The organism is Bradyrhizobium sp. CCGUVB23 (assembly GCF_024199885.1).
Classification (GTDB): Bacteria; Pseudomonadota; Alphaproteobacteria; order Rhizobiales; family Xanthobacteraceae; genus Bradyrhizobium.
This window is the reverse complement of the sequence record NZ_JANADQ010000001.1, coordinates 4,321,857-4,340,793: the sequence shown is the minus strand read 5'-3', so window position 1 is coordinate 4,340,793 and position 18,937 is coordinate 4,321,857. Positions and strand designations below refer to the sequence as shown.

Annotated in this window: 17 protein-coding genes; 11 read left to right on the top strand and 6 right to left on the bottom strand. The window is 63.9% G+C overall.

Annotated features, from left to right (window positions below):
• Window positions 1–202: 202 nt before the first annotated feature.
• From NLN62_RS19830 to NLN62_RS19820, 3 genes are all read right to left on the bottom strand, one after another.
• Window positions 203–967: a hypothetical protein gene (locus NLN62_RS19830; RefSeq protein ID WP_254109904.1), complete on the bottom strand. Its 765-nt coding sequence runs from the start codon at window positions 965–967 to the stop codon at window positions 203–205.
• A gap of 2 nt (window positions 968–969) precedes the next feature.
• Window positions 970–1,761, bottom strand: coding sequence for an enoyl-CoA hydratase (locus NLN62_RS19825; RefSeq protein ID WP_254109903.1), 792 nt, complete (start codon window positions 1,759–1,761; stop codon window positions 970–972).
• A 189-nt stretch (window positions 1,762–1,950) separates the two neighbouring features.
• Window positions 1,951–3,150, bottom strand: coding sequence for an ABC transporter substrate-binding protein (locus tag NLN62_RS19820; RefSeq protein ID WP_254109902.1), 1,200 nt, complete (start codon window positions 3,148–3,150; stop codon window positions 1,951–1,953).
• A gap of 295 nt (window positions 3,151–3,445) precedes the next feature.
• Here NLN62_RS19820 and NLN62_RS19815 point away from each other — a divergent pair, with 295 nt between their 5' ends.
• Both NLN62_RS19815 and NLN62_RS19810 read left to right on the top strand, forming a co-directional pair.
• Window positions 3,446–4,255: a thermonuclease family protein gene (locus NLN62_RS19815; protein WP_027526497.1), complete on the top strand. Its 810-nt coding sequence runs from the start codon at window positions 3,446–3,448 to the stop codon at window positions 4,253–4,255.
• Window positions 4,256–4,411: 156 nt separating this feature from the next.
• Window positions 4,412–5,800 (top strand): M48 family metalloprotease, encoded by a 1,389-nt coding sequence (locus NLN62_RS19810; RefSeq protein ID WP_027526498.1) that lies wholly within the window; start codon window positions 4,412–4,414, stop codon window positions 5,798–5,800.
• A 137-nt stretch (window positions 5,801–5,937) separates the two neighbouring features.
• On the opposite strand, the gene NLN62_RS19805 is transcribed toward NLN62_RS19810, so the two are convergent.
• Window positions 5,938–7,266 (bottom strand): MFS transporter, encoded by a 1,329-nt coding sequence (locus tag NLN62_RS19805; RefSeq protein ID WP_254109901.1) that lies wholly within the window; start codon window positions 7,264–7,266, stop codon window positions 5,938–5,940.
• Between the two features lie 179 nt (window positions 7,267–7,445).
• Here NLN62_RS19805 and cyoA point away from each other — a divergent pair, with 179 nt between their 5' ends.
• Genes cyoA through NLN62_RS19770 form a run of 7 tightly spaced genes read left to right on the top strand, consistent with a single transcriptional unit; the run spans window position 7,446 to window position 14,355 of the window.
• Entirely contained in the window at window positions 7,446–8,606 is a 1,161-nt protein-coding gene (gene cyoA, locus NLN62_RS19800) for a ubiquinol oxidase subunit II (RefSeq protein WP_254109900.1), read from the top strand.
• A 7-nt stretch (window positions 8,607–8,613) separates the two neighbouring features.
• On the top strand, window positions 8,614–10,617 hold the full coding sequence (gene cyoB / locus NLN62_RS19795) for a cytochrome o ubiquinol oxidase subunit I (RefSeq protein WP_254109899.1): 2,004 nt from the start codon (window positions 8,614–8,616) through the stop codon (window positions 10,615–10,617).
• Window positions 10,618–11,247: a cytochrome o ubiquinol oxidase subunit III gene (cyoC, locus tag NLN62_RS19790; protein WP_027526502.1), complete on the top strand. Its 630-nt coding sequence runs from the start codon at window positions 10,618–10,620 to the stop codon at window positions 11,245–11,247.
• Entirely contained in the window at window positions 11,244–11,621 is a 378-nt protein-coding gene (cyoD, locus tag NLN62_RS19785; protein ID WP_027526503.1) for a cytochrome o ubiquinol oxidase subunit IV, read from the top strand. The genes cyoC and cyoD overlap by 4 nt, the downstream gene beginning before the upstream one ends.
• 8 nt (window positions 11,622–11,629) lie before the next feature.
• Window positions 11,630–12,463: an SURF1 family protein gene (locus tag NLN62_RS19780; RefSeq protein ID WP_254109898.1), complete on the top strand. Its 834-nt coding sequence runs from the start codon at window positions 11,630–11,632 to the stop codon at window positions 12,461–12,463.
• Window positions 12,435–13,832, top strand: coding sequence for an ATP-binding protein (locus NLN62_RS19775; protein ID WP_027526505.1), 1,398 nt, complete (start codon window positions 12,435–12,437; stop codon window positions 13,830–13,832). The genes NLN62_RS19780 and NLN62_RS19775 overlap by 29 nt, the downstream gene beginning before the upstream one ends.
• Window positions 13,822–14,355 carry a response regulator transcription factor gene (locus tag NLN62_RS19770; protein WP_027526506.1) on the top strand — a complete coding sequence of 178 codons (534 nt, stop codon included), beginning with the start codon at window positions 13,822–13,824 and terminating at the stop codon, window positions 14,353–14,355. Before NLN62_RS19775 ends, NLN62_RS19770 begins: the two co-directional genes overlap by 11 nt.
• 121 nt (window positions 14,356–14,476) lie before the next feature.
• Here NLN62_RS19770 and NLN62_RS19765 read toward each other — a convergent pair whose 3' ends face one another.
• The gene (locus NLN62_RS19765) at window positions 14,477–15,298 is read right to left on the bottom strand and encodes an outer membrane protein (RefSeq protein WP_254109897.1); all 822 of its coding nucleotides are present in this window, start codon (window positions 15,296–15,298) and stop codon (window positions 14,477–14,479) included.
• A gap of 325 nt (window positions 15,299–15,623) precedes the next feature.
• Here NLN62_RS19765 and NLN62_RS19760 point away from each other — a divergent pair, with 325 nt between their 5' ends.
• Entirely contained in the window at window positions 15,624–17,024 is a 1,401-nt protein-coding gene (locus NLN62_RS19760) for an adenylate/guanylate cyclase domain-containing protein (RefSeq protein ID WP_084801677.1), read from the top strand.
• Between the two features lie 23 nt (window positions 17,025–17,047).
• Here NLN62_RS19760 and NLN62_RS19755 read toward each other — a convergent pair whose 3' ends face one another.
• Complete coding sequence (locus tag NLN62_RS19755) at window positions 17,048–18,010, bottom strand: AraC family transcriptional regulator (RefSeq protein WP_027526508.1); 963 nt, start codon at window positions 18,008–18,010, stop codon at window positions 17,048–17,050.
• Between the two features lie 422 nt (window positions 18,011–18,432).
• Between NLN62_RS19755 and NLN62_RS19750 the strand changes: the two genes are divergently transcribed.
• Entirely contained in the window at window positions 18,433–18,720 is a 288-nt protein-coding gene (locus NLN62_RS19750) for a hypothetical protein (protein WP_035664194.1), read from the top strand.
• The last annotated feature ends 217 nt before the right edge of the window (window positions 18,721–18,937 follow it).

Here is an 18,937-nt window from a genome sequence, read left to right as displayed (position 1 = left end):
TTCCTTGTTCTCATAACAATCCGTCACCCTGAGGCGCCGGAGCGTAGCGGAGGCCTCGAAGGGCGACGGCCCGGCTGCATCCCTGCCGTTCATCCTTCGAGGCTCGCCGCACGGCGCGCTGCGCCGCGCGACTCGCACCCCCAACGACAACGGCTTCGCCGTTGCGCGGGGATGACAGTTTGAAATAAGCGGATGCAAGAGCTCACGCAGCGAGTCGAAACGTCACGCCGCCCAGCAAAAACTCATTCCCCGCCACCGCGAGCCCCTTCTCCCTTGCCGCATGAATCACGCTCGCTACATCCGCCACGCGGAACTCCAGCGCGCTCATGATCTCAGCTCCGCCCTTGACGAAGCGGAAGCTGGCGTTGGGCAGCTTCAGCTCAGTCTCGCCGCTATCCGCCTTGTCCGACTCGACGCCGATCAGCTTGCCCCAATGCTCGGCCAGGCCTTGCGGATCCGGGCTCTGTATCTCGACCGCCGTCAGCGCCTGCGTCACGTCCTTGCGGATGAATTCTTGCCAGTTCGGCCCCGCCGGCGGATAGGTGCCCAAGATGTCGTCGCTGCCCTTGGTGTGATTGAACTCGATGAAGGCGGCGCGGCAGTCGCGCGGATGGAGCTGCACACCGTGGTAGGGCGGGTGGTCAATCGTGTTCGCGGTGCGCACGCCCATTGCGTTCGCATTGCGGGCGCGCGCGTCCGGATCGTCGCAGCAGAAGATCGCCATGTAGCCGCCGCGGCCGCCGGTCTTGGCGATGAAGCGACCCGCCGCGGTGCCGTCCCTAAGCGGCGCCACCACCTCCAGCAGGATCGTATCCACCGGCAACAGCGCGTTCTCCAGCCCATATTTCGCGACATTGCCGTCGCGATAGCAGACGGAAAGGCCCATGATGCCTGCGATATCGGAGATCAAGGGCTCGAGCTGCGGCGCGACCAGGCAGATCTGCCGCAAGCGCATATAGCCGGCCATGGTCAGGCGCCCTTGAAGGTGGGTTTCCGCTTCTCGACAAAAGCCTTTGCGGCTTCCCTGTGGTCCTCGGTGTCGCCGCAGCGGGTGTGATGAATGGCTTCGCCGTCAAAACAATCTTCCAGCGGCAGGTGCTCGGCATTGTTGATGTTGCGCTTGATGTAGCCGAGCGCGATCGACGGCCCCTGCGCCAGCGACAGCGCAAGCTCGTGCGCGGCGGCATCGATCTCGGCATCAGGCACCACTTTCGTTACCATTCCGATCGCCTGCGCCTCCTTCGCGCTCAGCACCGGCGACATCAGATAAAGCTCGCGTGCCCGCGCGCTGCCGATGAGCTGGGTGAGGAAATAGGTGCCGCCGTAATCGCCGGAGAAGCCGACCTTGGCAAACGCCGTCGTGATCTTGCAGGACTCGGAGGCGATGCGCAGGTCGCAGGACAGCGCCATTGAGAGGCCGGCGCCGGCGGCCGCGCCGTCGAGCTGCGCCACCACGGGTTTGGGTATCTGGTGCAGGATGCGCGACACCTCCATGCCACGGCGCAGGTTCGCGAGCTTGGTCTCGAACGGCAGCGGCGCGCGTCCCTCGGCCATCGACTTGACGTCGCCGCCGACGCAGAAGCTGCCACCGGCGCCCTTGAACAACACCGCGCGGACCTCGGGATCATCGGCAGCGCGGCGCGCCGCCTCGACCAGCCCACGCACCATGTCGGGGTTCAGCGCATTCTTGCGCTCGGGGCGGTTCATGGTGATGGTGAGCAGCCCGCCTTCGAGCTTTTGCAGGACCATGTCGTTGCTCATGGGTGTCTTGCCTCTTTCTGTGGTGCCACTCTTTCACATCATCATTCCGGGGCGCGCCACTTGGCGCGAGCCCGGAATCCATTCTTCAGCGATCTCTTCGGTCCGATGGATCCCGGGCTCGCGACTTTGTCGCGCCCCGGGATGACGGCCGGTTATTGGGCTCGCCCTTCGCCACGAAGGCTCACGCCGTCACTTCTTCACCAGCGGGCAGCGCGACTGTTCCAGCGACTGGAACGCCTCTTTGCCGGGCACGGTGGCGAGCAGCTTGTAGTCGTCCCAGCGTCCCTTGGACTCCGACGGCTTCTTGACCTCGAACAGGTACATGTCGTGCACCATGCGGCCGTCCTCGCGGATATTGCCATTATGCGCGAAGAAGTCGTTGATCGGCGTCTCCTTCATCACCTTCATGACGGCGGCGGCATCGGTGGTGCCGGCCGCCTTCACGGCTTTCAGATAATGCGTGACGGAAGAATAGACGCCGGCCTGCGCCGAGGTCGGCGGCCGCTTCACGCGCTCCATGAAGCGCTTTGCGAAGGCGCGCGTTTCGTCGTTCGCGTCCCAGTAGAAGGCTTCCGCCAGCAACAGGCCCTGCGCGGTCTCCAGACCGATCGAGTCGATGTCGGTGACGAAGGCGAGCAGCGGCGAGATCTTCTGGCCGCCCTTCATGATGCCAAACTCGGCCGACTGCTTGATGGCGTTGACGGTATCGCCGCCGGCGTTGGCAAGTCCGATCACTTTGGCCTTGGAGGCCTGTGCCTGGAGCAGGAAGGACGAAAAGTCCGAGGTGTTGAGCGGATGGCGGACATTGCCCAAGACCTTGCCGCCGGTCTTCACCACGACATTGCTGGTGTCCTTCTCGAGGTCCTGGCCGAAGGCGTAGTCGGCGGTGAGGAAGAACCAGGTGTCGAGACCGGACTTCACCGCGGCAAGGCCGGTCGTGTTAGCCTGCGCAAAGGTGTCGAAGACGTAGTGTACGGTATAGGGGCCGCAGGCCTCGTTGGTCAGCCGGATCGAGCCCGGGCCGTTGAATATGACGATCTTGTTGCGCGCTTTCGCGATCTCTCCGGCGGCGAGCGCGGTCGCGGAGGCCGCGACGTCGTAGATCATCTCGACGCCCTGATTATCGATCATGTCGCGGGCGATGTTGGCGGCAAGGTCGGCCTTGTTGAGATGATCGGCCGCGAGGATCTCGATCTTGCGGCCCAGCACCTCGCCGCCAAAATCCTCCGCCGCCATCTTGGCCGCCGTCTCGCTGCCCGGACCGGTGATGTCGGCGTAGAGGCTCGACATGTCGAGAATACCGCCGAGCTTGAGCGGCGGCTTGTCCTGAGCCTGCGCCGCGCTCGCAACCAGCGCGGCAACAAAAATGCCGGACAATATCCTGTTCATGGAAAACCTCCCTTATCGCGCCGTGCTCTGATGGCGGCTTGCTTATTGCTGTTGGTATTGCCGCGATCATGCCGCATGCGAAAGGGGGCAGCAAGCGCGGTTCGGCCGTGCAGAATCGCGTGATTGTTTTCCGCAAAGCGGAATGGCGCCTGAGCCGCATTTGCCTCCACATCGTCATTGCGAACGCAGCGAAACATCCAGAATCCCGCCGCGGAAAGACTCTGGATTGCTTCGCGGCACTCGCAATGACGGAGGATGTGGCAGCCCCGTCGCTAATCCGGCCAAAGCCCCTTCGATGGGAACCACGTTTGAGTTAAGAGTACAGCGCACAACAACCTCGCCGGGCCGCGTGAACCAATCACTCATCTTCCTTGCTGTCGTCTCACTTCTCGTCGTGTCGCACGGCGCCGCAAGTGCGACCGGTTGCCAGTTCGAGTCCCAAGGCGAAGGCCGCGTCACGACAATCGTCGATGCGCGGAGCTTGCGTCTCGACGACGGCCGTGAGGTGCGCCTCTCCGGCATCGAGCCGACTGCGACGACGAAGCAGGCGCTGGCCGCAATGCTCGGCGGCCGCGACGTTCGCCTGCGCGGCGCTGACGACACGCCGGACCGCTACGGCCGCCAGCCCGCGCTGGTTTTCCTCAGCGAGAGCGATGCCTCGGTGCAGGCCCTCTTGCTGTCCCAAGGTGATGCAATTGTCTCCGCCGAGATCGCGGACAAGGAGTGCGCAGCCGCCCTCATGGCGGCGGAAGCCGAGGCGCGGCGCGGAAAAAAGGGCAGCTGGGCTGACCCGTTGGCCATAAAAAACGCGGAAAGTCCGGACGATATTTTGGCCGGGATCGGGCGCTTCGTAGTGGTCGAGGGTAAAGTCCTGTCCGTCCGGCAAGCTGGGGCAACGACTTACCTCAACTTCGGCCGGAACTGGACACGCGGCTTCGCTGTGACTATTTCAAGGCGCATGGTTCCGGCCTTCGAGAGCGCCGGGATCGCTCTCAAGTCCCTGGAGAATCGGAAGATTCGTGTCCGGGGTTGGGTCGAGGGGAATGTGGGGCCGCGGATTGACGCGCTCCGGGTGGGACAGATCGAGTTGCTGGGCGCGAACTAGCCGCGGAAAGGCCTTAAGGCCAGGCACGGGTTAAGCGACGTGGATGGGGTTTTGGGACGCGGAACAGAGGTGAGCCGCCGCCTTCGGGCTGCGCCAGTTGCGCTTTGCCTCGGTCTATCTTTCGGCCTCGGGACGCTGCTCTCGGGCTGCGGCGACATGGGTCGGTTCCAGACCGCAGCCCCGCCGGCCGTCGCGCCACCCAAGCCGAAGCCCGCGGTCGCGCAGACGCCGGCCACGGAGAAGGAACACGAGCGCATCCTTACCAGCTATGGCGGCGCCTATGACGATCCCCGGCTCGAGCAGCTTGTCACCAAGACGGTCGAGCGGCTGGTCGCGGCCTCCGATCGACCCGACCAGGGCTACAAGGTCACGATCCTGAATTCCGGCGCGGTGAATGCCTTCGCGCTGCCGAACGGCCAGCTCTATGTCACGCGCGGCCTGCTCGCGCTCGCCAGCGATACCTCCGAATTGTCATCCGTGCTCAGCCACGAGATGGCGCATGTACTATCCAAGCACGCCGCGATGCGCGAGGACCAGGCGCGCCAGGCTGCGATCGTCACCCGCGTCGTCACCGACATGAGCAACGATCCCGAGCTCACCGCGCTCGCGCTCGCCAAGACCAAGCTCACCATGGCGAGCTTTTCGCGCAACCAGGAGATCGAGGCCGACGGCATCGGCGTCGGCATCTCCGCGCGGGCGCATTTCGATCCCTATGGCGCCGCACGTTTCCTCTCCGCGATGGAGCGCAATGCCGAGCTGAAGGCCGGCAAGAACGCGCTCGATCCGCGCGCGCAGGACTTCACCTCCTCGCATCCGGCTACCCCCGAGCGCGTGCAGAACGCGCAGACGATCGCGCGGCAATATGCAGCGCCGGAGGGCGCCGAGCGCGACCGCGAGACCTATCTCGGCGCGATCGACAACATCGTCTATGGCGAGGACCCCAGCGAAGGCTTTGTCCGCGGTCGCCGCTTCCTGCATCCCAAGCTCGGCTTCACCTTCCAGGCGCCCGACAACTTCACGCTCGACAACACCGCGCAGGCGGTGATCGGCGTGCGCGAGGGCGGCTCGCAGGCGATGCGCTTCGACGTCGTGCGGGTGCCGGCCGAACAGACGCTCGGCGACTATCTCAATTCCGGCTGGATGGAAGGCGTCGACAAATCCTCGACCGAGGACATCACCATCAATGGCTTCCCGGCGTCGGCCGTGACCGCCAAGGGCGATCAGTGGCAGTTCAAGGTCTACGCGCTGCGCTTCGGCAGCGACGTCTACCGCTTCATCTTCGCGAGCCGGCAGAAGACTACAGAGAGCGAGCGCAACGCGCGCGAGACGGTGAACTCATTCCGCCGCCTGACGCTCGAGGAGATCCAGGCCGCGCGCCCCCTGCGCATCAAGGTGATCACCGTGCAGCCCGGCGACACCGTGGAATCGCTCGCCCACCGCATGGCCGGCGTCGATCACCCGGCCGAGCGCTTCCGCGTGCTCAACGGCCTCGACGCCCACGCGCAGGTGAAAGTGCGCGACCGCGTGAAAATCGTGGTGGATTGAGTTGTAGGGTGGGCAAAGCGAAGCGTGCCCACCACTTCTGTCGCAGATCATGGATAGATGGTGGGCACGGCGCAAGAGCGCCTTTGCCCACCCTACGCACTACGCACGCGAGTTGGCGGGCCCGCCAACGTACCTAGCTAGTTACCCGCATCCATATCGCCGCGTTCGCGCTGGCCGCTCAGCCAGAGCGCCATCAGCGTCCACAATGCGCCCGAGAGCAGATAGGCACCCGAGGCAATGACGCCGAGATTGGTGGCGAGCAGCAGCGCGGCGAGTGGCGCAAAACCGGCGCCGAACAGCCAGGCCATGTCGGAGGTGAGCGCCGAGGCCGTGTAGCGGTACATCTGCTTGAAGTTGGAGGCGATCGCGCCGGAGGACTGGCCGAAGGACAGCCCGAGCAGGATGAAACCGAGCACCATGTAGATGGTCTCGCCGAACGCGCCGGCATCGAGCAGCTGCGGGGCAAAGCCGCTATAGACCGCGATCGCGATCGCCGAGCCCATCAGCAGCGACTTGCGGCCGACGCGGTCGGCGATAATGCCTGAGGCCACGATCGCCGCGACACCGAAGGCGGCGCCGACGATCTCGATCATCAGGAACCTTACCGGGCTTTCATGGGTGAACAGAAACACCCAGGACAGCGGAAACACCGTGACCATGTGGAACAGCGCGAAGCTCGCGAGCGGCGCGAAGGCGCCAAGCATGATGTTGTGGCCTTCGCGCGCGACGGTGTCGGAGATGCGCGAGGGCTGCAGGTCACGGGTCTCGAACAGCGCGGCATATTCCTCCGTCGCGACCATGCGCAGGCGCGCGAACAGCGCCACGACGTTGATGGCGAAGGCGACGAAGAACGGATAGCGCCAGCCCCAGTCGAAGAAATCGTCGGCCGAGAGATTGCCGGCAAAATACGCAAATAGCGCGCTCGCCACGATCAGCCCGAGCGGTGCGCCGAGCTGCGGCACCATCGCGTACCAGCCGCGCTTGTTCGGCGGCGCGTTGAGCGCGAGCAGCGAGGCAAGCCCGTCCCACGCGCCGCCCCAGGCGAGACCTTGGGCGGCTCGCGCGAGCGCCAGAAGCCAGATCGCGGCCGCGCCGATGTCGCTGTAGCCGGGCAGGAACGCGATCGCCACGGTCGCGGTGCCCAGTAGGAACAGCGCGGCGACCAGCTTTGCGGTCTTGCCGTATTCGCGGTCGATCGTCATGAAGATGACGGTGCCGAGCGGCCGCGTCATAAAGGCAAGCGCGAAGATGGCGAAGGAGTAAAGCGTGCCGGTCAGTTCGGTGGCGAACGGAAAGACCAGGCGCGGAAATACGATCACCGAGGCGATCGCATAGACGAAGAAGTCGAAGAACTCCGACGTGCGCCCGATGATGACGCCGATGGCGATCTCGCCGGGATTGGCATGGTCGTGACCATGCTCGCCGGGGTGGATGCCTGCCACTACGGGGGTCTGTGCGGTCGCCATTCCTGCGCTCTTAACGTCCTTAAAACCAAAGCCGACCACCCGGCGGTCGCAGGGCAGCCTGCCCCTCTCTGGCGCAACCTCCCGCACTGCAACATTGGACAAATTGTCCAATGTCCCAATTGGTGCGCCGCAGCTACGCCTTGGCTGGACTACCAAATTTCCAACCAAAAGGCCTACCTGTGTCCCGTCTACGGATCCTGGCGCTACTACCTTTGGCGGTCGCTCTGAGCGGCTGCAACTTCATCGTGCTTGCGCCGGCCGGTGATATCGCAGCGCAACAGCGCGACCTCGTCATTATCTCCACCGTGCTCATGCTGCTGATCGTCGTGCCCGTGATGGCGCTGACGGCGCTGTTCGCCTGGCGCTACCGCCAGTCCAACAAGTCAGCCCGCTACGAGCCGGAATGGGACCACTCGACCAAGCTCGAGCTCGTGATCTGGTCGGCGCCGCTGCTGATCATCATCTGCCTGGGCGCGCTGACCTGGATGGGCACGCATCTGCTCGATCCCTACCGCTCGCTCGACCGCATCGCCGCCAATCAGCGGGTCGATGAGGCGACGGTGCCACTCGAGGTCGATGTCGTCGCCCTCGACTGGAAGTGGCTCTTCATCTATCGCGACTATGGGATCGCGACCGTCAACGAGCTCGCCGCTCCCGTCGATCGCCCGATCGACTTCCGCATCACCGCTTCGACGGTGATGAACTCGTTCTACATCCCCGCGCTCGCTGGCCAGATCTATGCGATGCCGGGCATGGAGACCAAGCTGCACGCGGTGGTCAACCACCCCGGCACCTACAAGGGCTTTTCGGCGAACTACTCCGGCGCCGGCTTCTCAGGCATGCACTTCGCCTTCCACGGCCTCGACGACAAGGGCTTTGGCGAGTGGATCGCGAAGGCCAAAGCCACCGGCGGATCGCTCGGCCGCAGCGAATATCTGCAACTCGAGAAGCCCAGCCAGAACGAGCCGGTGCGCCGCTACGCCAGCGTCGATGCCGATCTCTACCGCCTCATCCTCAACATGTGCGTCGAGCCCGGCAAGATGTGCATGAGCGAGATGATGGCAATCGACGCCAAGGGCGGCGCCGGCCATGAAGGGCTGAACAACACCCTGCCGCTCACCTACGACAAGTACGCCCGCCGCGGCACCGCGCTCGGACCCGAGCCGAGCTTCGTGGCCAGCACCTGCACGCCTGACGCACCGCAGGGACAGACGAGTGCCGCGGTCAAGGCCCCCGCCGACACCACGCCGCTGCTCGGCGCCGGGTTGAAGCGGCCGACCTTCACGCCGCTCAAGTCAACGTCCTTCTTCCTCGGCCAGCGTCCGAAATCAGACTCCTGAGGCACGCATGTCTACCAATCCTGATCTCATCAAGCTCGTCTTCGGGCGGCTCAGTCTCGAATCGCTGCCGCTGCACGAGCCGATCGTCGTCGGCACTTTCGGCGTGGTCGCGCTCGGCGGCCTCACGCTGCTCGCCGGCCTGACCTATTTCCGCCTGTGGGGCTATCTGTGGCGCGAGTGGTTCACCACCGTCGACCACAAGCGCATCGGCATCATGTACATGATCCTCGGCATCGTCATGCTGCTGCGCGGCTTTGCCGACGCCCTCATGATGCGCCTCCAGCAGGCAATTGCCTTCGGCGGCTCGGACGGGTATCTCAACGCCCATCACTACGACCAGGTCTTCACCGCCCACGGCGTGATCATGATCTTCTTCGTGGCGATGCCGTTCGTCACGGGCCTGATGAACTACGTCGTGCCGCTCCAGATCGGCGCCCGCGACGTGTCGTTCCCGTTCCTGAACAATTTCAGCTTCTGGATGACGGTCGGCGGCGCGGTGCTGGTGATGATGTCGCTGTTCATCGGCGAATTCGCCCGCACCGGCTGGCTCGCTTACCCGCCGCTGTCGAACATCGGCTACAGTCCTGATGTCGGCGTCGACTATTACATTTGGGCGCTGCAGGTCGCCGGCGTCGGCACGACCTTATCGGGCATCAACCTGATCTGCACCATCGTCAAGCTGCGCGCGCCGGGCATGGGCATGATGAAGATGCCCGTCTTCACCTGGACCTCGCTCTGCACCAACGTGCTGATCGTCGCCTCCTTCCCGGTCCTTACCGTCGTGCTCGCGCTGCTCTCGCTCGACCGCTACGTCGGCACCAACTTCTTCACCAGCGACTTCGGCGGCAGCCCGATGATGTATGTGAACCTGATCTGGATCTGGGGTCACCCCGAGGTCTACATCCTGGTTCTGCCGGCGTTCGGTATCTTCTCCGAGGTGACATCGACCTTCTCGGGCAAGCGGCTGTTCGGCTACACCTCGATGGTTTACGCCACTGTCGTCATCACCATCCTGTCGTACCTGGTCTGGCTGCACCACTTCTTCACGATGGGATCGGGCGCCAGCGTCAACTCCTTCTTCGGCATCACCACGATGATCATCTCGATCCCGACGGGCGCGAAGATGTTCAACTGGCTGTTCACGATGTATCGCGGCCGCATCCGCTTCGAACTGCCGATGATGTGGACGATCGCCTTCATGCTGACCTTCGTGATCGGCGGCATGACCGGCGTGCTGCTCGCTGTCCCGCCAGCCGACTTCGTGCTGCACAACAGCCTGTTCCTGATCGCCCACTTCCACAACGTGATCATCGGCGGCGTTGTGTTCGGCGTGTTCGCCGGCATCGGCTACTGGTTCCCGAAGGCGTTCGGCTTCAAGCTCGATCCGTTCTGGGGCAAGCTGTCGTTCTGGTTCTGGGTCACCGGCTTCTACCTCGCCTTCATGCCGCTCTACGTGCTCGGCCTGATGGGCGTAACCCGCCGCCTGCGCGTGTTCGACGATCCGTCGCTGCAGATCTGGTTCGTCATCGCTGCGATCGGCGCTGGCCTCGTCTTCCTCGGCATCCTCTGCATGCTCATGCAGTTCGCCGTCAGCATCCTCCGGCGCGAAGCGCTGAAGGACGTCACTGGCGATCCCTGGGACGCGCGCACGCTGGAATGGGCGACCTCCTCGCCGCCGCCGGACTACAACTTCGCCTTCACCCCCGTCGTTCACGACAACGACGCGTGGTGGGACATGAAGCGCCGCGGCTACAAGCGTCCGCTCGCCGGCTTCAAGCCGATCCATATGCCGAGCAACACCGGCACCGGCATCATCCTCGCCGGTCTGTCGACGGCGATGGCGTTCGGTCTGATCTGGTACATCTGGTGGCTTGCTGCCGTCAGCTTCATCGCGCTGCTCGTCGTCGCGATCGGCCACACCTTCAACTATCACCGCGATTTCGACATCCTGGCCGATGAGGTCGTCCGGACCGAGGAAGCGCGCACCCAACTGCTCGCCGGAGCCAAGTAAATGACGATCGCTGTCAAACCCGACCAGTCTGGCGAGCCGCTGTTCTACCTCGCCGACGAACACCCGCATCCGGAAGGATACAGCACCTCGCTCGGCTTCTGGATCTATCTGATGAGCGACTGTCTCATCTTTGCGATCCTGTTTGCGGCCTTCGGCGTACTTGGCGGCAACTACGCCGCCGGCCCCGCGCCGAAGGATCTGTTCGACCTGTCGCTGGTCGCGGTCAACACCTCGATGCTGCTGCTGTCGTCGATCACTTACGGTTTTGCGATGCTGACGATGCAGCAGAACCGGGTCGGCGCGACGCAGGCCTGGCTCGCGATCACCGGCCTGTTCGGCCTCGCCTTCATCGGCATCGAGCTCTCCGAGTTCGCCCACATGATCCATGAGGGCGCAACCCCGCAGCGCAGCGCCTTCCTGTCGTCGTTCTTCACCCTGGTCGGCACCCACGGCCTGCATGTCAGCTGCGGCCTGATCTGGCTGGTGACCCTGATGACGCAAGTCTGGCGCTTCGGCCTGATCGAGGCCAACCGCCGCCGGCTGATGTGCCTGTCGATGTTCTGGCACTTCCTCGACGTGGTCTGGATCGGCGTTTTCACCTTCGTCTATCTCCTGGGAGTTCTGCGATGAGCACCGACACTCACGCCGCCCACGCGGCCGATCATCATCACGATGCGCATGCGCACGGCTCGCTCTCGACCTATCTGTTGGGCTTCGTGCTCTCGGTGGTGCTGACCGCGATTCCGTTCTGGCTCGTCATGGGCGGGGCGATCCCAAACAAGAACATCACGGCGCTCGTGATCATGGCCTTCGCGGTGGTCCAGATCGTCGTGCACATGATCTACTTCCTGCACATGAACACCAAGGCCGAGGACGGCTGGAGCATGATGGCGATGATCTTCACCATCGTCATGGTCGTGATCGCGCTGTCCGGCTCGCTGTGGGTGATGAATCACCTCAACAGCAACATGATGCCAGTCCACCAGATGAGCGGGATGAAGTGAGCGCATCCGTGAGACACGACGGACGGACAACGCGCAGCCCCGCCAAGGCTGCGCGCCCTTCCCTGTGGCTCACGACGCTCTCTCTCCTTGCTATCGCTATCCTGATCGGCCTCGGCGTCTGGCAGGTCCAGCGGCGCGCCTGGAAGCTCGTGCTGATCGATCGCGTCGAGGCGCGCGTTCACGCCACGACAACCGCGCTGCCGCCGCCCGCGGCCTGGCCCGCGGTCACGGCCGCGAGCGACGAATACCGCCACGTCAGCGTCGCCGGCCGCCTGCTGAATGACCGGGAGACGCTGGTCAAAGCCGTGACGGAGGAAGGCGCCGGCTTCTGGGTGCTGACGCCGCTTCTGCGCGACGACGGCACGATGGTCCTGATCAATCGCGGCTTCGTGCCGGCCGACAAGCGCGATCCCGCGACGCGGCCGGATGGTGACGCATCCGGCACGATCGTGATCAACGGTCTCCTGCGCATGACCGAGCCGAAGGGCGGCTTCCTGCGCGACAACGATCCCGCGCATGATCGCTGGTACTCGCGCGATGTCGCAGCGATCGCCGCCGCGCGCGGACTTAATGATGAGGTCGCGCCCTTCTTCATCGATGCCGACGCAGCCCCCAACGCCGGCGTCTATCCGATCGGCGGATTGACCGTGATCCGCTTTCCCAATAACCACCTGATTTACGCGCTGACATGGTTTGCGCTGGCCTTTATGCTGGCCGGCAAACTATTCGTCACATTCGGCGGCGGGCTGTTCCGCCGCGGGCGCTTTGTCCACGAAAGGGCCGGCAAGACCGCCGCCCGCGGGACGGGATCAGATGCTGGAACGATCGTCGAGCCGACCTGAGAAGGGAAAGCTCTCTCTCGGACATGACGCGGCTGCGCTTCCTGCGCAGGTGGACGGCCGCACCGAGCTGACCGCGACATCCCTGCCCTCGCCGACCGACGACGAGACCAACCGCAAGAACATGGCGCTGCTGATCCAGCTGCGCTGGACCGCGGTCGTCGGCCAGATCATCACGATCGGGGCGGCGCATTTCGGGCTCGGCATCGAGCTGCCGCTCGCGCGGATGGGCGCGGTGATCTCGGCGCTGGTGCTGCTCAACATTTCGAGCCTGGTCTGGGTGCGCCACCGTGCCGCGATCACCAACAACGAGCTGCTGGTCGCGCTGATGCTCGACGTCGCCGCACTCACCGCTCAGCTTTACCTCAGCGGGGGCGCCACCAATCCCTTCACCTCGTTGTTCCTGTTGCAGGTGACGCTGGGGGCAGTGCTGCTCGATGCCCGCTCGACCTGGTCGCTGGTGGCGCTGACCTGCGCCGCCTTCGTCTGGCTGACGCTCGCCTACCGGCCGCTGGACCTGCCGCATAACCCCCTGAGCGACACCTACAGCCTAACCGTCGTCGGCATGCTCTTCGGCTTCGCGCTCAACGCCGTGCTGCTGGTGGTGTTCGTGACTCGCATCAACAGGAACCTTCGCGAGCGCGATGCACATCTGGCGGCGCTGCGCCAGCATGCCGCCGAGGAGGATCACATCGTCCGCATGGGCCTGCTCGCCTCGGGCGCAGCGCATGAGCTCGGCACGCCGCTCGCCTCGCTCTCGGTCATCCTCAACGACTGGCGCCGCATGCCGGAGCTTGGCGGCCGCGACGAGCTCGCCGAGGATCTCGCCGAGATGGAGACCTCGCTGCAACGCTGCAAATCGATCGTGACCGGCATCCTGGTCTCCGCTGGCGAAGCCCGCGGCGAGGGCTCGGCGCCGACGACCGTGGCGGCCTTCCTGACCGCGCTGGTCGAGGAATGGCGCAACGCGCGCTCGGCGCGCACGCTCTACTTCACCAACACTTTTGGCGAGGACGTCGCGATCGTCTCCGACATCGCGCTGAAGCAGGTGATCTTCAACGTGCTCGACAACGCTTACGAGGTCTCGCGCGACTGGGTCGAGCTGTTGGCCGAGCGCGAGGACGACAAGCTCGTGCTGTCGATCAGCGACCGCGGCCCGGGCTTTGCGCGGGAGATGCTGGCGCAGCTCGGAAAACCCTACCAGTCGAGCAAGGGCCGCGCCGGCGGCGGGCTCGGCCTGTTCCTGGTGGTCAACGTCGTGCGCAAGCTTGGGGGCATGGTGACCGCGGAGAACCACAGGAAGCGCGGCGCCACCGTGCGGCTCGTGCTGCCTCTCTCCACGCTTGCCATCGGAGGCGGTTTTGACGCCTGAGCAGTCCCTGATCATCGTCGAGGACGACGCGAGCTTTGCGCGCACGCTGAAGCGCTCATTCGAGCGCCGCGGCTATTCCGTCGTGATCGCCGCCTCGATCGAGGAGGTCCGCAAGGAGCTCGAGGACAAATCGTTCGGCCACGCCGTCGTCGACCTCAAGCTCGGCGGCGCCTCCGGTCTTGCCTGTGTCGAGCTGCTGCACACCCATGATCCCGACATGCTGATCGTGGTGCTCACGGGCTTTGCCAGCATCGCCACCGCAGTGGAGGCAATCAAGCTCGGGGCCTGCCACTATCTCGCAAAGCCCTCCAACACCGACGACATCGAAGCCGCGTTCCAGAAGGCCGAAGGCAATGCCGAGGTGGCGCTAGACGCGCGTCCCACCTCGATCAAGACGCTGGAATGGGAACGCATCCACCAGACGCTGATCGAGACGGATTTCAATATCTCGGAAGCCGCACGTCGCCTCGGCATGCACCGCCGCACGCTGGCCCGGAAGCTCGAGAAGCGGCCGGTGAAGTGAGCGGGCCTTGCCTGGCCGTGATCTAGTCACCCTACGCACCGCACCAAAAAAAAAGCCCGGCTTGAAGCCGGGCTTAAGTTACGGGAACGATGAACGCCGCGGCTAATTCGGCGCGGCGCGATCAATATTTCGCAACCACCGGTCCGCCGAACTGGTACGCCAAACCGACCGACACGGCATGGGTCTTCAAGCTCTGGTTCATGAAGACGGAATCGACTGTCTGCGGGAAGAATTCGTGGTCGACGTGCCCGAAATCGGCGTAGCGATATTCGGCCCGCGCAAGCCAGTTGCTCCAAACCTTGGCTTCGATGCCGCCGCCCACGGTCCACCCGGTTGCCACCTTGTGGAACGTTTCGGTGCGATCGAGGATGCACCACGGCCCGGTGCGCATGCAGTTCGCAGTCAGCGAGACGTCCTGCCAGGCAATACCACCGGTGCCGAACAGCATCACGCTCGGAGCAACCAGCCAGCCGACGCGGCCGCGAATGCTCGCATCCCAACCGAGCTTTACGGTGGTGCTATCGATCGCAATGAGAGAGGCGGGGGTGCTACTCCCCCAGGTGCCGGGGACGCCGGCAAGCGTCTTGTTGTTGTCCGCCCAGGCAACATCGCCCTCGATGCCGATCACCCAGGACGGCGCGACCTGCCAGTTGTAGCCAGCATAGCCACCGCCACGAAACGACGTGCTGTTGAAGCTGGCGGGGTTGCCCTGGAGAAGCAGGGACGACCCACCTGCCCAGACAGGATCCTCCAAGGCTGTCGAGGTCCAGGTCGTATCGGACCAGCGGGCCCCCACATCTGCGCCGAGATAAAACCCGGTCCAGCTCTCGACTGCGGCCGCCGCGGGCGCCTTGGTATAGGGACGGGCGGCAAGGTCGGCGGCGTGGGCGGCGCCCATCCCGGCAACGGCGGCAAACGCCGCGGCGAACAGAACTCGCTTCATCTAGAGAACCTCAAGTCAGTCAGATCGGCTCGCGCCGTGGCGGTGCCCGACCTCGATGGTCACACCTTAGTGTCACCGGCAAGCTAGCAACGACCGCGCCCGCCCTCTTGGACGGAGGCGACTACCATATGGACTCGCACGAAATCGACAGCGGTTCTGTCACCATGTGTTGCGCGGCCGCGACACACCGGTCGGCCGCGCGACCGGAACTTCGCCTGTGGCGCCATCGCAAGGCTGGCGCGACAACCTTCTCCGCACTATTCGTTTGTTGCGGACGCTGACGTTCGTCAATGTGCTGCAAAAGCCCACACGAGGAGACCGCCCCGTGACCACGCTTGTCGAGCGTCTTGACCTGTCCGCCGTATTGCCGCGTGCGCGCGATCGGCGCGAGACCGAAACCGTCGAGTTTGCACAGGCCGCGCTCGCAGCGGCCAAGCAGGAGGGCCTGCAGCTGGCGGTGCGGGCGCGCTATGTCGCGCTCACGGTGATCGCCTGCCTGCTCATCTACATCAATCCGGTATGGGACCAGCTTTATTATGTGGCGTTGCTCGGTCTGTTCGCACTGATTGGCTGGGCCCAGGTCAGGGTTGGGCGGGTCGGCGTGTCGAGGCCGGAGCTGGCGCTGTTGTTCTGCGACCTCGCACTGCTGACTTTGATCCTCGTCGTGCCGAATCCGTTCGTTTCCGCGCGCTTGCCCGTGGCGATGCAACTCCATTTCGGCAACTTCATCTATTTCTTCGTGCTGCTGTCGGGTGCGACGCTGGCCTACTCCTGGCGGACCGTCATCGCAGTCGGAACGTGGACTGCGGCTCTTTGGAGCATCGGCGTTGCCTGGGTGTGGTGGCAACCGGATCGCGCCCCTGAACTGACCGCCCGCATCGCCGCAGCGCTCGGCAGCGATCACAGGCTGTTTCAGTTGATCTCGCCAAGTTCGATCGCGCTCGGCACGCGCATCCAGGAAATCGTCGTGTTCATGATCGTCGCGGCGACGCTCGCCCTGGCGGTGCGCCGCAGCAACGATCTCCTGATCCGCCATGCCGCAGTGGAGCGCGAACGCGGCAATCTCGCGCGCTACTTCTCGCCGAACGTGGTCGAGGAATTGTCGCGGCATGACGAGCCGCTGAAGCAGGTACGCACGCAAAACGTCGCGGTTCTGTTCGTCGACATCGTCGGCTTCACGGCCTTTGCCGACGCGCGAACACCGGAAGACGTCGTGCGCACATTGCGCGAATTCCACGCGCTGATGGAACAGGAGGTGTTCCGCCACAGCGGGACGCTCGACAAATATCTCGGCGACGGGTTGATGGCGACCTTCGGCACGCCCTTCGTCGGCAAGCTTGATGCCATCCACGCGCTACGCTGTGCCCAGGCGATGATGGCGGCCGCGGATCGCTGGAACGAGCAGCGCAAAGCGGCCGGCGAGTCTCCGATCCGCGTCAGCTTTGGCCTGCATTACGGACCCGTCGTGCTCGGCGATATCGGGGTGACCTGTCTCGAATTTGCGGTGATCGGCTCTACCGTGAACGCGGCAAGCCGGCTCGAATCCCTGACGCGCACGCTCGGCTGTGCGCTGGTGGCCAGCGACGATCTCGTCAGGCGCGCCAGGATCGAGCTCGGCGAGGCCGACGCGGCGTTTCGTCCGCTGATGGCCCAGGCCCCGCAGGTCGTCCGCGGCCTCGAGCAGCCGATCGCGATCTGGACGCAGGCGCGCGCTGGAGAGCCGTAGATCGGACAGCTCCGCCGGCGTCGTCAATGCGATCTTCTTGACTGGGTTCGTATGCCACTCGGCGACTCGCCAAAGCGCGAGTGAAACGATCGATTGAAATAGGAGATGTCGGAAAAGCCGACCTCCAATGCAATGTCGGAAATCAGTCTCGGGCTCGCGGCCGGCTCCGTCAGAAGCGCGAACGCCCGTTGCAGGCGCAGCTCGTTCACCTGGGCGGTAAAGGATGATCCCGAGGTTTCGAGCAGCCGCTGCAGGTAGCGAGGAGAAACGCCTTGGCTATGCGCGACCGTATCCAGATTGAGTTCCGGATCGTCGAAGTGGGCACCGATATAGTCCAATACGGCGGCCAATCGGGTCGCCACCACCGCGCTGGCGTTGCTCTCACCTGACAAATGCTCACGGCTCAGCATCATTGCCGCAAGATCATGAACGTGCGTCGCCACCAGGCTACGTAGATCGGACGTGGCCAGGCGAAGCTCGTCCCATAGCGGACGCATATAGCTTCTAATGAGCCGCAGGGTGGTCTGCTCGCGCGGGATAGGCTGCATCGTCGGCTCATCGAGATTGCTCAGGCGCGACGCAAGCTCAGCGCGCGGGATCACCAGAGCGAAGTAGCTTCCTTCTGCAAAGCTCGCGCTCCCCCTGCTCCTGTGATGCACTGCGACTGCATCGCCCGCGCGGAGCGTCACCTCCCGGCCCCGCTGAGATACGACACAGTCCTTCGTCATGTTGATGATGAGCGCAATTGATCCATCAGCATCGGGCCCATCGCTCGTGCGGCGAAATCGAAGCGGCGATGAGGTGGAAGAGAACGCATTCAGCCCCGGCAGGATACGCAACGTCGACCTGGCGTGGAATGGAATATCCGACAACGGCTCGATATCGACGCGAAGGATCTTGTCGCCGAATTCCTCGCGCCACATGGACAGGCGCTTTCGCTGGGGAAACTTGTCGGTCGAAAGTCGAAATGTTGCGAGTTCAGGCAAGCATTCCGACGTCTGGCGCTTTCCTGTTTCACTCATGAGCTTCGACCTCAGACGCGCCTCAAAACCCCGCTAAGCAGGAGCGGAATCGAGGCGTGAGATGCTCTGTTGTCGCGCGCACCGGGTGTACACCACTCCGGTGGAGCATGGGGGCATCTGCTGCTTGACTCGATTCGCAGAGTCACGTGGTTGACTCCTTCGATCAGCATCTTGCCGGCAACTTATTCAGCCGAACCACAATCCGAGCGTGTTGACAATTCGCGTACCCAGGTTCGGTGCTGCCGTTCGCAATTGACCAAGAAGAACTGCCGTTCGTTTGCTAGTCTGGCAAGTTAAGGTGCGCAGGAAAATAGCATATTTCAATTTGTCGTGGCGGGATGTGAGCTGGTTCACTTTTCGCGCATATCCGACGGAAGGAGATTGCCATGAAGAAGATGTTCTTGATGGTTGTAATTGGGCCGGCGATGGTAGTCGGCTTCTCCGCAGGGGCAGCAGAACTTCCAAGCTTTGAACTGACGGGCTTTCCGATCACGTGGCACCAGGTTGCGGTGATGGGGGCATCCGGAGTTCAGGAGCAGTCGCCCACTCCGATGCTGGAGGCTGCTGGTATGCCTGCTTCTCCCCACCAGATCGCCGTCCTGACTCCGCGTCAGAGCATGATCGCGCAGCAGAAGGCGCCGAAACTGACGACCGTCGGGTTCTCTTCGCGGTAGTAGAGCGGCCTGTGATATTACCATGCATCCCGCTACCAGCTTTGCAGATGCCATTTTGACGCAAGCATGATTTCAGGAGCCGCCTCGGACATTCCTTATCCGGGGCGGCGGCAACCGGGTCCGGTGCGCCGTTTCGCCACACAGTGACTGGTTACCTCCGTCTGCACGATCAAGTTGGACACGCGCACGTCGTCTGAGCGCGTGCATGTGAGTACAA

Bases quoted from the DNA above. Each gene is read 5' to 3' on its own strand.
- cyoD (WP_027526503.1), top strand. From the start codon at position 11,244: ATGAGCACCGACACTCACGCCGCCCACGCGGCCGATCATCATCACGAT.
- cyoB (WP_254109899.1), top strand. From the start codon at position 8,614: ATGTCTACCAATCCTGATCTCATCAAGCTCGTCTTCGGGCGGCTCAGT.
- NLN62_RS19805 (WP_254109901.1), bottom strand. From the start codon at position 7,266: ATGGCGACCGCACAGACCCCCGTAGTGGCAGGCATCCACCCCGGCGAG.
- NLN62_RS19815 (WP_027526497.1), top strand. From the start codon at position 3,446: ATGGGAACCACGTTTGAGTTAAGAGTACAGCGCACAACAACCTCGCCG.
- NLN62_RS19830 (WP_254109904.1), bottom strand. From the start codon at position 967: ATGGCCGGCTATATGCGCTTGCGGCAGATCTGCCTGGTCGCGCCGCAG.
- NLN62_RS19750 (WP_035664194.1), top strand. From the start codon at position 18,433: ATGAAGAAGATGTTCTTGATGGTTGTAATTGGGCCGGCGATGGTAGTC.
- NLN62_RS19775 (WP_027526505.1), top strand. From the start codon at position 12,435: ATGCTGGAACGATCGTCGAGCCGACCTGAGAAGGGAAAGCTCTCTCTC.
- cyoC (WP_027526502.1), top strand. From the start codon at position 10,618: ATGACGATCGCTGTCAAACCCGACCAGTCTGGCGAGCCGCTGTTCTAC.
- NLN62_RS19810 (WP_027526498.1), top strand. From the start codon at position 4,412: ATGGGTCGGTTCCAGACCGCAGCCCCGCCGGCCGTCGCGCCACCCAAG.
- NLN62_RS19765 (WP_254109897.1), bottom strand. From the start codon at position 15,298: ATGAAGCGAGTTCTGTTCGCCGCGGCGTTTGCCGCCGTTGCCGGGATG.
- NLN62_RS19820 (WP_254109902.1), bottom strand. From the start codon at position 3,150: ATGAACAGGATATTGTCCGGCATTTTTGTTGCCGCGCTGGTTGCGAGC.
- NLN62_RS19825 (WP_254109903.1), bottom strand. From the start codon at position 1,761: ATGAGCAACGACATGGTCCTGCAAAAGCTCGAAGGCGGGCTGCTCACC.